Source organism: Orientia chuto str. Dubai (assembly GCF_000964595.1).
In the GTDB taxonomy this organism is placed as follows: Bacteria; Pseudomonadota; Alphaproteobacteria; order Rickettsiales; family Rickettsiaceae; genus Orientia; species Orientia mediorientalis.
This window is the reverse complement of the sequence record NZ_LANP01000028.1, coordinates 1-13,269: the sequence shown is the minus strand read 5'-3', so window position 1 is coordinate 13,269 and position 13,269 is coordinate 1. Positions and strand designations below refer to the sequence as shown.

Annotated in this window: 12 protein-coding genes and 4 pseudogenes; 8 read left to right on the top strand and 8 right to left on the bottom strand. The window is 34.1% G+C overall.

The genetic code is table 11. From position 1 onward, the window contains the following. Positions 1-322, bottom strand: a pseudogene (locus tag OCHUTO_RS04240) (hypothetical protein); the annotation flags it as partial. A 767-nt stretch (positions 323-1,089) separates the two neighbouring features. Here OCHUTO_RS04240 and OCHUTO_RS06635 point away from each other — a divergent pair. Continuing rightward, positions 1,090-1,269: a hypothetical protein gene (locus OCHUTO_RS06635; protein ID WP_052694653.1), complete on the top strand. Its 180-nt coding sequence runs from the start codon at positions 1,090-1,092 to the stop codon at positions 1,267-1,269. 321 nt (positions 1,270-1,590) lie between these two features. Here the strand turns inward: OCHUTO_RS06635 and OCHUTO_RS04230 are convergent. Further along, a pseudogene (locus OCHUTO_RS04230) lies at positions 1,591-2,372 on the bottom strand (DNA adenine methylase). Between the two features lie 609 nt (positions 2,373-2,981). Here OCHUTO_RS04230 and OCHUTO_RS04225 point away from each other — a divergent pair. The 6 genes from OCHUTO_RS04225 to OCHUTO_RS04200 all read left to right on the top strand — a co-directional run bounded on the left by OCHUTO_RS04225 (position 2,982) and on the right by OCHUTO_RS04200 (position 8,462). Next, on the top strand, positions 2,982-3,812 hold the full coding sequence (locus OCHUTO_RS04225) for an SDR family NAD(P)-dependent oxidoreductase (protein WP_232296999.1): 831 nt from the start codon (positions 2,982-2,984) through the stop codon (positions 3,810-3,812). 255 nt (positions 3,813-4,067) lie between these two features. Further along, complete coding sequence (locus OCHUTO_RS04220; RefSeq protein ID WP_045797556.1) at positions 4,068-4,364, top strand: GNAT family N-acetyltransferase; 297 nt, start codon at positions 4,068-4,070, stop codon at positions 4,362-4,364. Then, positions 4,361-5,368 (top strand): GNAT family N-acetyltransferase, encoded by a 1,008-nt coding sequence (locus tag OCHUTO_RS06065; RefSeq protein WP_198139666.1) that lies wholly within the window; start codon positions 4,361-4,363, stop codon positions 5,366-5,368. The genes OCHUTO_RS04220 and OCHUTO_RS06065 overlap by 4 nt, the downstream gene beginning before the upstream one ends. Then, positions 5,365-6,288: a tetratricopeptide repeat protein gene (locus OCHUTO_RS04210; RefSeq protein WP_156961301.1), complete on the top strand. Its 924-nt coding sequence runs from the start codon at positions 5,365-5,367 to the stop codon at positions 6,286-6,288. Before OCHUTO_RS06065 ends, OCHUTO_RS04210 begins: the two co-directional genes overlap by 4 nt. A gap of 233 nt (positions 6,289-6,521) precedes the next feature. Further along, complete coding sequence (locus OCHUTO_RS07145; protein WP_370664246.1) at positions 6,522-6,647, top strand: cyclase family protein; 126 nt, start codon at positions 6,522-6,524, stop codon at positions 6,645-6,647. 1,032 nt (positions 6,648-7,679) lie between these two features. Further along, a complete protein-coding gene (locus OCHUTO_RS04200; protein ID WP_045797554.1) occupies positions 7,680-8,462 on the top strand; it encodes an alpha/beta hydrolase in 783 nt (260 codons plus the stop codon). Between the two features lie 621 nt (positions 8,463-9,083). Here the strand turns inward: OCHUTO_RS04200 and OCHUTO_RS06630 are convergent. The 4 genes from OCHUTO_RS06630 to OCHUTO_RS07140 form a co-directional block, all read right to left on the bottom strand. Then, positions 9,084-9,407 (bottom strand): toprim domain-containing protein, encoded by a 324-nt coding sequence (locus OCHUTO_RS06630; RefSeq protein ID WP_232296998.1) that lies wholly within the window; start codon positions 9,405-9,407, stop codon positions 9,084-9,086. A gap of 252 nt (positions 9,408-9,659) precedes the next feature. Beyond that, positions 9,660-10,067: a hypothetical protein gene (locus OCHUTO_RS04190; RefSeq protein WP_045797552.1), complete on the bottom strand. Its 408-nt coding sequence runs from the start codon at positions 10,065-10,067 to the stop codon at positions 9,660-9,662. Positions 10,068-10,865: 798 nt separating this feature from the next. Next, positions 10,866-11,072 carry a hypothetical protein gene (locus OCHUTO_RS04185; RefSeq protein WP_045797551.1) on the bottom strand — a complete coding sequence of 69 codons (207 nt, stop codon included), beginning with the start codon at positions 11,070-11,072 and terminating at the stop codon, positions 10,866-10,868. 182 nt (positions 11,073-11,254) lie between these two features. After that, on the bottom strand, positions 11,255-11,461 hold the full coding sequence (locus OCHUTO_RS07140) for an AAA family ATPase (RefSeq protein WP_084215413.1): 207 nt from the start codon (positions 11,459-11,461) through the stop codon (positions 11,255-11,257). Between the two features lie 26 nt (positions 11,462-11,487). On the opposite strand from OCHUTO_RS07140, the pseudogene OCHUTO_RS04180 reads away from it, so the two are divergent. Next, positions 11,488-11,903, top strand: a pseudogene (locus OCHUTO_RS04180) (conjugal transfer protein TraD). Between the two features lie 45 nt (positions 11,904-11,948). Here the strand turns inward: OCHUTO_RS04180 and OCHUTO_RS04915 are convergent. Both OCHUTO_RS04915 and OCHUTO_RS04170 read right to left on the bottom strand, forming a co-directional pair. Beyond that, a complete protein-coding gene (locus OCHUTO_RS04915) occupies positions 11,949-12,755 on the bottom strand; it encodes an ankyrin repeat domain-containing protein (RefSeq protein ID WP_052694652.1) in 807 nt (268 codons plus the stop codon). Between the two features lie 117 nt (positions 12,756-12,872). Further along, positions 12,873-13,269, bottom strand: a pseudogene (locus OCHUTO_RS04170) (HD domain-containing protein); the annotation flags it as partial.

Genomic DNA, 13,269 nt, shown 5'->3' with positions numbered 1-13,269 from the left:
TCCTAAAACCAGCGTCTCTTAATTCTACTAGGCATTGTCTAACCCTGCGTTGACCAACATTTAACTTATCCTCAAAAAGCTTATAACTCTCCTGTAATTCCTCTATATCGTTGTTATAATAGCGCTGCAGTCTAAATACTATGAATGATAGGAGTTGTTTAGAGGTTTTACTTAAAGCTTTTTTATTATCTCCAATCAGATCCTTCCACTCTGCTGGTATAAAATTTCCAATAAAATGGTAAAAAATTGTGTCATTATTGGCACTGTTATTTCTAGTAAAATTACAACCATTGGTTAAAATATCGCATACTATATGTTGCACTTTTTGCCTCCAAAAATACAGCTATAGCAGGTAGTTTTAGAAAATAATTTTTTATAAATTATTCTAAAATTTTTATTCAAAAGGTCGAATATAGGGGGCATAATTATTCTTATACAAAACCTATTTTTATCTTCATACTGATTCTATCTGCCTTACAAGACCAGTTTTACCTATAGATAATATTAAGATATATAATAAAGCTAATATATCTAGATCTAATGAGTTAGTAGAGAATAATGAAGAACAGAATTTTCAAGATGATTTTGAAAATTATATACAAATTTCAGATAAAGATCGTAACAAGAGATTAAATCATCACTAATAACAAATATTCTCAGATTTTGAATGAGAAAAATGCTATTTCAAAAGAAAAAGGCTAGAAGAATTTTATCCACTAACACCAGAAGATGCAGTTATACTGCAACGTAAGTCTAATAGAGGGTTCAACATATACTTTATCAATAAGTTGCTATTAAAGCTAGCAGATCAATATTCGAATTATCATTTTGGTGTAAGACATCAGTTATAAACTATATGGCAAAAGCGTTAACAAATGAATTACGTGATACTCCAAAGCAATAATGGCAACTTTAGTTTATAATGTAGGAAATCTTAAGGAAAGTATCTAACTCAAATCGAAACGAGCCCAGATCCTAGTAAAGAAAGTCAGTTAAAGCGTAAAATAGCTGCTCTTTTGAAGATATGGCTTATAAAATTTTAACCTCTTGTAGTTTTGGCCCAGAGTTCGAACTAGGTTTTTTGTTAAGTTGCTTAAGAATATTACATTAACTGAATGTGATAAATCAAAGATATTAGAAGCTGTACAGGATGTATATGGATCTAGAATTCAAGAGTTGCAAGTTACACCATTTGAGCGACCTAAAGCTGTTTTACAGCAACAAATCAATGAAGAAGAGTATCTGATAGAATTAAGCAAACATTTCTAACTCAATTTGGTACAAAGTACGGAGATCTTTAATAAAACTTATGGTAGCTTGATAAATCATGGTTTAGTGAATTAGAGGTTATACAAGAAGACAATGTTAATAAAACAATATTAATTAAAGCTAAAACAGGGTTTAAAGATAGTCATATCAGAAGCAACTACATACGCGACCTTGAACATACCTGCAAAGCTCAAGGATTTAACTTTGAGTTAGTTAAGTTTTTGTAGTTAAATTCAAAAAACTAAAGTTTTATTTATTTTGTTATAATATTAGTTTAAAATGTATGCTTATTTTATTAAGCGGATTTAATTACTAGCAAGTTTAATAGTTAGTAATGATAAGTTCATTAACATGATTACGTTGTTCATTGATAGAGTATGCAACTCTAACAGGCGTGATGTGAAAATCTTTATATCGATCTCTAATGAAGGCAGTATTTGAAAGCATAATTTTAACACCTTTGTCAGTTAATTCATGAACAAAATTTCGTAGTCTAATTTGCTCTTTTTCATTAAATGGAATTCTGGTGTAGAATCGCTCTCCAGATTTATGATAAGGAGGATCAAGATAAACAAAATCACCTTGTTTCGGTTCTATAAAGGAAAAATCCATCGCACAAATTGATACACCGGTTAAAAGTTTGCTACATTTGTATATTCTAGAGCCAATATGGAGCTTAAGATATTGCTTGTCAGAAAATGTTTGAGCCGATGTACCATCTCTATTGAGTCTATAAATTCCTCTAAATGAGTATTTATTGAGGTATATAAATTTTGCGGTTATATCGTTAGGATCATTACTGTAATAATTTATTCTATAGTAATAATTTTCTGAATGGTTTTCATGATATAGATTTAGTAATCTATTAACCTCTTCTGGATTCTTTTTTACAGCGTGATAGCTGGTGATTAAATCAAGATTAATATCAAAAAAAAACATTGTTTAAAAAGGTGCTTCACTTGAAAAGCCCCTCCACCAGGTTCATAGTAATTATAGTATGGCCCTGAAGGAAGATGCTCTAATAATTTATTAATAATTCTCTGCCCTTCTTTTTCTAGCATAGTTTTTAAATACGGGCTTTTATGAAAACTTGCATTGTTCATCACAACTACAGAATTATTAGGTAATTTCAGTATTAAATCATGTTTTACCCAACCGTTAAATAATATTACAGTCAAAAATTGATACGGTTAGCAGCGATTTATTATGTGCATATAGTTCTTTTTGACGGATGCTAATCATGCATTCAGTAACATCTCATGCCTTCATATCTGGCAGTTCTAGGAGCACTAGCAATAAAACCGCTCTCATAGACAATAACCTTTCCTTTATACCTTTTTATCTTATCCTGAAATTCTAATCTCTCTTCTTCTTTTGCCTTCGTGTGTTGTACAGTTTTTTTTATACGTTCAATCTCTTTAATGCTTTTTGTATACTAGATTTACTTACTCCTAGCCGCTCAGCTCGTTTATATTGGTATGCGTCCTATATTGTGACACTTTATCAATAGAAATTTTTGTTGGAGCTCTGTTTCTATTCTCTAACGGCAATCTTACTCCATACAAATACTTTTCTCCAAAACCTTTTGATACTCATTCAAAGCTCATTTTCTCTCTTTTCCTTATAGCCTTTTTTCTAAACTCTATCTAATATGTCATACTAATTTCATTGCATCTTATTATTATAACTGTTTTATACTAGTTTCGCTATATTTGCATAAAATAGCAAAGTATGTTAAGATAAAGCTGCACACAAGGGGCAAGAAAATAATTTTAGAATTTAGTAAAATAACGGCACTTTTCGATTTACATGGGAAAACAGCTATCATCACCGGAGCTTCAAGTGGTCTTTGGGGAGCGCAATTTGCCCGTTGCCTATCTGGTGCAGGCGCGCGGGTGATCTTGGCCGCTTGTAGGATTGATAAATTAAACACCTTAGCTGTTGAACTTGGTCATGCTAAAGCCATCCAAATGGACGTGTCGGATCAGCAATCCGTAAAAAATTGTTTCACTGAGTTAGAACAGGCTGGTGAGAAGATCGACATCTGCGTTAATAACGCCGGAATTGCTATTCTTACTCCTATTTTTGAAGAAGATGATAACGATAATTTTGAGTCGATCATTCACACGAATCTGATGGGTGTGTGGTACGTTACAAAAGCAGTCGCAAATCATATGAAGAGCCTCGGCATATATGGGTCGATCATTAATATCGGCAGTGTGAATGGGGATGCTATTCCTGCAAAATGCGGCGCTGCCTATAGTTTTAGCAAATCAGCAGTGATTCATTTGACAAAAACTTTGGTTGGTGAGTTGTCGCCCCATAAAATAAGGATCAATTGTATTTCTCCAGGTTGGATTAGAACACCTATGAATGGACCTGACTTAGAACAAATAATTTCCCTGATTCCTTATGGAAATATTGCGGGGCCAACTGACCTTGACGGGCTTATACTATACCTTGCATCAAACAATGCTTCTAAATATGTCACAGGTGCTACCTTTACCATAGATGGCGGAATTTCTTGGGGAGGTAAATCGTGATAAACATCAAAACTATACAGCTTAAGATACCTGATTTGATTAAATATTAAGGAGTAAATGAATATGCAAAAAAACAATCGCAACTCTAACGGAACTAAAATTGGTCGGCATAACTATGAGAACCAATAATACTCAAATTTTTGAAAGAGATCCTTCGACTAATAAAATTGCAGCTACCGTTCAGAAATATTTTCATAATGGATTAGCTGAAAAGATCTTGAGCAGAAAAAATCCTGGGACAACCTTCTGCTTGTTTTGTACCAAGGCACAGAAATCGTTGCTTACGCCCATATTCAGTTTTGGCCTGATCAAAGAGCGGCAATTCTTATTATTGCCGTTAATAAGAATAAGCGAAATCAAAATTCTGGCAGTCAATTCTTGGCCTTAATCGAGAAGTGGTTGAGAAGTTTAGGCATTAAAAGCATTCATGCTGAATCTAGACACACCAGCTTACGGTTCTATCTCAAAAACGGCTATACAAACATGTCATTTGATGATCCTGAAGGCCATGAATCTGATCCAAATGATGTTCCGGTGGGTAAGTTTTTATGATTGAAACTCCACGCTTATTGTTACGTCGCCCAATAAATGACGATATGTTGATAGCAGAGAATCTATGGCGAGATGAGAAAGTTCGAGAATTCCTTGGCGGCATTATTTCTGATGATCTTATTAAGCAAAAAGTAGTTGAACTCCAAAATCATTGGGACCTGTATCAATTTGGGCTATGTGTTGTGTTTGACAAGAGCGCTAAAAAAATAACAGGCATTTGTGGGTTGCATCATTCCGAAGATGGTATTGAGCTTTCTTATATGTTTTTTTCGGAGTTCTGGGGAAAGGGTTTTGCTCGTGAAGCTGTAACATTATGCATAGATTACGGATTCAACACCTTAAAATTTAATAAAATCATTGCTATTACACAAGAAGCAAACATCAAGTCATGTCAACTGCTACAGATGATTGGAATGGTGCATATCAAGAGCTTTGAACGTTTTAATGCTCAACAATGTTTGTTTACAATTCATAACAAACAGCTCTGTATATCAATTGATAGATTCATGGCAGATGACATTCCTATTATTGTATCAGTTTTTAACCAAATCGGCTGGAATAAACCAGCATTGCTTTTTGAAGGATATTTAAGGAGTAAGAAGCGGGTGAGCGATTGGTTTGGTGGCTCACGTCCAAGACGAATTCGCCGGTTACGTGACCTTAAAATGGCGTTCTTTGTATCCATTTTTAATGAGCAAAACATCCCAGAAATTATGGATTTAAACGTATTACCTTCATTCAGAAAAATGGGCATTGGTTCCTTGCTGCTTGATACAGCGGAAAAAGAAGCTGCAACAAAAAGCCAAATTATTGGGATTGGTGTGGGCTTATATGCAGGCGAAGATGGTGGATATGGACCAGCTCAAAGACTTTATATAAAGCGCGGCTATATCCCTGACGGCAAAGGCGTTACATATAATTACCAACCTATAATACCAGGTAATAGCTATCCACTTGATGATGATCTGGTACTATGGTTTACAAAGAGGTTATCAAGCGTATGAACGAAAACTTTAATAAATCGCAGCTAGATAGTTTTGATGAACTGTTCGTAGGCAATCCTGTTGATATAGAAAGAAACTTGTCCGCATTACTTCCTGAAGCAGAAAAACGTACTGATAAATCAGTATATTTACAAATCCTATCTCAAATCGCTTTAGCTCAAGCGATGCAACAAAAGTTTGATATAGCCCATCAGACGTTAGATGAGGCTGAAAGATTATTAGAGCCTCAGTATCAATTAGCTAAAATAAGATTGTTACTGGAAAGAGGCAGAGTTTATCACCAGAGTGATAGATTGGATCAGGCATTATTTTTTTTTATTCAGTCCTATGATTTATCGAAATTAAGCCCTGAATTTGATTTCCATACAGTTAACGCAAGCCATATGGTTGCCATTGTAGAAAAGCACGCCGAAGGCAAAATTGAATGGAATAAACGCGCGATTAATTTAGCTGAACAAACAAAAGATGAACACTGCCATGCATGGCTTGGTCCTATTTATAACAATTTGGCGCAAAATTATATAGAGGCAGAAAAATATCTGGAAGCTCTGCAATCTTTCGAGAAGTGTAAAGCTCATGCTGAAGAACATGGAGACCAGATCGTTATTCGTGGCGCTCTTTGGGGTATGGGAAGAGCATTACGTGGTTTAAATAAACTGGATCAAGCCTTGGATATCCAAAATGATCTATTAAAAGAATACGAAAAAATATCCGAGCAAGGCCTGTTGCCAATTGAATTGATTTACATTGGACGTGGCCTTGTTTACGAAGAGCTTGCTGAAATATACTTCGCAAAAAGATCTGGAGAGCAAAGCCAAAAATACGCATGCCTAGCTTATGAAGACTTGTCTAAGGATGCGTGGATGAAAAAACTATACCCCAAAAGAATTGAACGAATGTTAGAATTAGGTAAATTATGACTTTCCCCTATAAACTTATAGACCTAACCCACGCACTTGGTAGCACTATCCCTACATGGAATGGCAGCTGCGGGTTTAATCATGAGATTATTCTGATTGTGAAGGCGAATATAAATTCCGCGTTATAAAAGTTAAAATACATGCTGGGATCGGCATGCATATGGATGCGCCAAGCCACTGTATTCCTGGTGGGAGATTAATTCATGATTTTAACGTAAATGATTTGATCATGTGTGGTTGTTGATATATCGGATAAGTGCCACGAACGCTATTCTTTAAGTGTCCAAGATGTAGCGGATTTTGAAAGCAAGTATGGGCTTATTCCAAAAGGCTCATGCGTGATGGTTAAAACCGACTAGAGCAAATTTTGGCATACACCTTCGAAATACCATACATGTTATTCCCATCCGTATCCCGTGAGGCTGCAGAGCTCTTGCTTGAACTAGGCGTGAGTTGCCATTGGCATTGATACACTTTCGCCTAATACTTTAAAGTGCATAAAACCTTTTTAGGTGCTGATAAGATAATCATAGAAAATGTAGCAAATATGCCATCAACAGGCGGCTTTGTTATGGTCCTGCCCATCAAAATTAAAGATGGCAGACTCGTTGGATTGATTGAAAGGGATGTTAGCCTATGAATAATTTAAATCAAGGTAAACGCTTCATCTTCACCAGCACTCCAAGCAGTGGGAAGACGTCTGTCATCAAAGAGCTAGAAAAATTTAGGCCATGCTGTCATTCATGAAGCAGCAACGGATGTTATTAGCTAAGAGCATAGAAGAGCCATGGGAAAGCCTTAAGTTTGTAATTACACGAGCAGCAGATGAGTTCTACCGGAAATATGCAGTTTTAAGACCGCTCACCTTTTTGCACCTACGCTCTTGGTAAATATTTGGCCCATTGGAAAAATACAGAATTTACACCTTCGCCTGTGTTGCTTGGTGAAATTGATCGTTGCCTCAAAAACGGCGTTTATCAGAGCCAGATATTCTTTTTTGAAAACCTTGGCTTTATAGAGCCATACCGATGCCAGAAAAATTAGCTATGAAGATGCTTTGATTTTCGAACAAATTCATTTGGATGTGTATAAAGAGTTTGGCTTTGACATCATTATGACACCCAAAGGGCTAACGGTTACACAGAGATGTGAATTTATTTTAGAGAGAGTGAAATGAAGATTTTTACATTGCTTTTCTCTTTACTAGCTGTGCTTTTTGTGATAGATTCTTCTGCACTTGTAAATCCTCTAACTTTACCAGAACCAAAAGGAATATATGGCACAGGTATGGTTTTTCTGATCCAGCCTGCACCCAACTTCGAAGCCTTGATACACGCCGGTGAATAGCAAAGGTTTTTTACCCAACATTAAAAAAAGCAACAGCTCCTTATATGACGGGAACGCTCGATGATGGGAATTTATGCGGAACAAAGGTTTTAGGGCATGCGATTCCAAGTGCACTTATGATCCAGGACCGTAAATTTCCTATCGTCATCTCTCTTCCTAGCCGTGGTGGAGAACATCAAAAAGAAACCATTCCTTATGAAGCATTAGCCTCCCATGTATACATAGTGATTACGATGGATCAACCTTATGTGGCAAATTTTGTGAAATTTCCTGATGGTGCAAAAATAAATTTAACATCTAAGGATGTGTGGAATCTTCTGCGGGATAGAGATTATCGTTATGCATACGACGATGAAATCATTGCCTCAGCGATAAAGGATATTGATTTTGTATTTGAGCACTTCCAAGATTTTGGAAACATATCAAGCGCTTTTGATACCAAGAATATCATTCTTATGGGCCATAGTATTGGTGCTAATATAGCACAGATTAAGGGCTTTGGTGACAAGAGAATCAAAGTGATTGTCGATATTGATTCTAAAATAACCGAACGTGCGGTATTCAGTCGTATTAGTGTGCATTCCAGCCCAGATGATAAGCCAGTGTTGTTTATAAGAGGAATGCTGCAGTATCAAGAAGATGTGGGCGATCAATTAACCAAAATCTCAAACGGTACCATTTGGGCTTCAAAAGTCCAGCATAGCGCTTTTAGTGACGACGCTTACTTTGCTACTAAAATCCCAAATTATGGCATGAGTTTTTTTCAAGGATTGATATATGGCTTTTCAAAAAAGGTCCTTATTTTTCTACCACAGATACAAGCTTAGGGGATTACAAAGTCCATGAATGGTTTGAACAATATCCTGAGTATATTGTGAAATCGTTGGATAAAAATATCAGCTGTTGCTACTGACACAGAAGGTAATTTTGTTAGTAAAAAATTTCTGCTATAAATTATAGCATAAAACAAGCCTTAATGCCAGTAATAATCATTGTTACAAGGCTTTTTTTTATATGTGTTTTTTACAACCATGAATGCGATAATTTCGCATCAGTGTTTAATATTATGAAAAATTTTTCAGAAATATTACAAAAAAGCATGTACTGATAAAAATCAAAATGCTACTGTATACCTGATGTTATCTGAGTTTAGAGTCAGATAATATTCTCTAGAGATTAAATTATAGGAACCAGAAATCTTACTTTTTAATCTCTAGCAGCCGTTTGTTAAATTAAACTGCAGGAGCATTCTATGCCTATAGAATTAGAATTATCAAAGATTTTTGTATTGTAAATTCCTGTATGATTTTCCAGATATTTATTGGCTACTATTACCTCGACATTGGCTTCATCTTTTTGATTATAATAGTACAGAGGGAATGATTTGTCGTATAAATCTTTAACATCATTTTGATTTACTGTCCTAGCTGATTGAACAGTAAGTTTAGCTATTTCAGCATTACGATATTCCTAATTGATTCTGCTCCTTGACTTCGTAATAGATCATTGAAATCGCCTTCTTGCGGTGGCATTATTTTTATCACATTCGCTCCTTTGTTTTCCAGGCTTTTTACAGCCTTATTAACAGTATTAAGGGTTATTGAATTTTGTCCATCATTATCTGCAGCTATGATGATTTTTTCCCCTGCAATAGGTTCATAATTTTTAAAATTATGTACACCAACACCAGCTATAATTTTTCCATTAACTCCAGCTTGTTTAAGGCTTAAAGCTGTTTCAACTCCTTCCGTTATAATTGTTATAGGTGTCATTCCATTGACTAATTCTAACAAAGAACCCTAATTTTACCAAAAGCTCTTCTAGGACTGAATATCTGCTTTATCGCCTGTTTTTGAATTAAATAACAACTTGTGCACCTGTAACTTCACCTTTAGCATTTCTTAAAAAAGCTGTAAATGCTGGATATTTTCTGTTCTTTAGATTATCTTGCTCTTAAGTCAGAATTCATTGCAAAACAATCGATCCCTCTATGTGTTTCAAGGTATTTTTTTACGATTTGAACTTCAGTACTTTCCAAAATATAATGGGGTAGACTGATTATAAAAGTATTGAACTTTTCGAATTTTGAATAGCTCATCTTTTGGAGCAACTTCTTGAGTGGTTTCTTTATGTTGCTGTTTAGAATAGGTTGACATTCCTACCATGCTCTGTAGATATTCCTTAGCTTTAACAAAATCACCACTCTTTTCTCTTCTTGCTAAATCAAATAAATCCCCACCTTCACCACTGCTGAAGTCATACCATCTTCCAGCATACTTACCACTAGTACTGCAGACAATTTTTCCGTTCTTTCCCCAACGTAGCTCTCTGTTTTTGGATAAATGTGGATTTGGTTCTCCAAGCAAATCACGAGCTATGTTTTCAGCTTGATTTGCTATTCTATCTCTTAAATCACCCATGTCTTCAATCATGTTAAACCTTTGCTGTTTTTACAATTTTATGGTATAATATTTATTGTTGGGTGGTTGTTGTTGTCTTGATAACAGGCAAATTCTTTATTTACTACTTTTTTCAACAATACCTGATGAAGGTTTAGTAAACTTTGTATACCTTATATGTGTTATGAGCTACTCTTTTTGAGTAGCTCATTTTTTAATAACTACTTTATGAGCTGTATTTGTTTCAGGAGTTGGCATATTATCTATAGCTAAATTATTTTTTGCTTGTTCAGTCTTCATTTCTAGCTTTTTATCATATGATAATGTTGTTATTTATATAAAATCTATCTTCTAGGTTATAAGGCTGTTCAGTTATTTTCCTTATTTCAGCTAATGGTTCTGGTTTTTTATCATAGCGATAGTACTTATCATTTGTATGAAATCTATCTCCTATATCTGTTATTACAGACTTAAACCATCACCAATTTTGCCTAAAACTGTTTTCTCCCTAACTCTGCAGCAGTTTTAAATTCATGCTTTGATCTTTACTTAATTGTAAATTAAGCTATTAAAATTTGAAGTAGCTTCCTTATTACAATATAATTTAATCTCTATATGCCTTGTCATAGCTACATAGACTTCTTTTTTACTTACCATCGTGTAAAATATATACATCTTTTATAGATGCTCCCTGTGCCTTATAGATTGTCTGCATACCTGTTAAAGTAATTTTACTTGGATCAAAGCTGATTTCTATTCCTTTATCTGTTTAGCTATAAACTTTTTTTCACTTACAAATAACAAGCTAGCAAACTCACTATTTGAATTTCTTTATGCTTGTTGAAATACATTCTTCCCAGCCATATAAGACTCTTTTTTACCAGCAATCAAACGGCAATATTCTGAACCTTTCAGGTACCATTCGCCTTTAATAAGCTCTTGACTCAAATTAAGGACTCTACTCTTTGTTCGTACTGTAATAATCACGCTCATGTGCTGAAACTTACTCTGACTCCAGTCTTTAATTAGCCTACTCATAGAGTCTTCCAGTATAATCTATCTTAACCTTCTGTTGTTCAACATAGAAACTGCTTTAATATTGTCATCAGCAAAGTTTCAGCACTTCTTTCTCCATTTTGCTTTGTCTCTTAATATTGTTAATACATGGAGCCAAATTTATTGCAATACTTCAAACATCCCCTCTTTCACGAGTTTGTTTTTCATTCCTGCAAGATTATTTGGCAATTATTCTCTTTCACTACTTTTAACAGCTCTAAATAATCGTTATTACTTAGCATTCCAGCTTCATCTACTACTATTAAACTATTCTTAATAGCTCTTTTTTGAAATAGAAATCCTTTAACAGTATAACGTTCTTCATAATCTTTAAGCTCTGATACTGCCTTATGTGTAGGAGCAAGCCCTATAACTTTAAAAAAAAGCTAAAATTATAATGGAAGAACTTAATCTAAAAGATAAAGAGAGTAGAATGCGTACTCGTCGTCTTATAGAAATTGGTGGTTTAGCTGTTAAAGCTAAAATAGATCATTTACCTACTAACAGTCTATTTGGTGCTTTTATTTATCTAAAGGATACTTTGAACACAACATCCAACTGTTCAAGATCATTGGACTAAAATTGGTAAGAATATTTTTGATAAGGAGCAAAAAAACAAAGCCACCGTGATTTTAAAATTTTTCTCTGAACCAGATGAAAACACTAAGCAATACATTAGAATAGCATAGCTTAAACTACTACCGTAATGAATGGAATGGCCATGTCAAGGATATCAACTCCTTAAAGCACGGCCTACTCCATGTTCAATATGAGCTTGAGCTGGTTCTGAATCTTAACAGTACTTATAGCTAATTTGTGTTAAGATCAAAACAAAAAGGCATTTACTTCTTTTACTTACTATGCGTTATCATCTATACTAGATTCTCCTATACCTTGTATATCTGTATTATTTAATTCTATAGGCAGTTTGATTGTACATAGCCCTTTTATAAAGGTTAGATTATCATTATCAATATACGAGAATACTTTTTCTAGACAATCAAAATCATGTAATTGTAGTAACTTTCCTTGTAAAAATGAAGATTTATCTTCTAACACTTTTGTAGTATCTTCACAGATCTTAATTATACTTTTAGTTAGCTCTAAATGTTGAATTATATTTGCAGTATCTATCTGCCCCACATTAAGAGCTAATTCTAAAGCAGTTTGTTCATCATTATCTTTTATATTAACATCTATACCTGCGTTTATAAGAATCTTGGCAGTATCTGAATGACCTATATCAGCAGCACAATGTAAAGCAGTTTGTCCAGCATTATTTTTTATATTAAGATCTGCACCTGCACGTATAAGCAGCCTGACAATTTCTGAATGACCTCCTGCAGCAGCAAAATGTAAAGCAGTATAATTATACTGATTACCTATATTAAGATCTGCACCTGCGTCTGTAAGCAACTTGACAGCACTTAAATTATCAATCATAGCAGCCATCTGTAAAGCAGTTAATCCAATGCCAATACCTTTTATATCAAGATCAGCACCTGCAGATATAAGAATACTTACTACATCTGAATGACGTTTTTGAACAGCATAATGTAAAGCGGTATAGCTGCCCTCTAAACTGTTAAGATCTATACCAGTTTTTATAAGTTCTTGTAATTCTGTTAATTCATTGTTTTTAGCAAGCTGATGTAATTTATACATTTATATAATGATTTTTTAGTTAATATGATAATTATTAACAGCTTTAGTACGAAAGTTACTGAAGATTTAATAACTATTAATTTTTAATGTATCATAGTTAAGTAGTATGTGCAAGATTTATGGATAAATTTGAGTATAAGTTTTATTAGTAGCAGCATTAAGTATGCAATATCCACTTAGCTCATCAGCAATCTCTGATAGTTTAAGGTATCGAGCAAGAGGTACAAATTCTTGCTCTGTTTCAATGACTATTCTTTGTCTTTTATCATAAGGTTTTATTGATATAGTTTTAATATTATGTAAACGAAATTTTATTAATAACAAATCTTTTTTATTTTGCAGGCGCAATGTTTTAATCATCTGTCTAGAACTAATTTTTTTGTTACCACTAATTCTAGTAAGATCAGAGACCTGTTCTGCAATTTTTATACTAAATGCCTCAGCAATATTATCTTTTGTAAGGCTTGTATCTTCGATAGTGTCATGTAATATTTTTGAATTCTGATTAACGTTA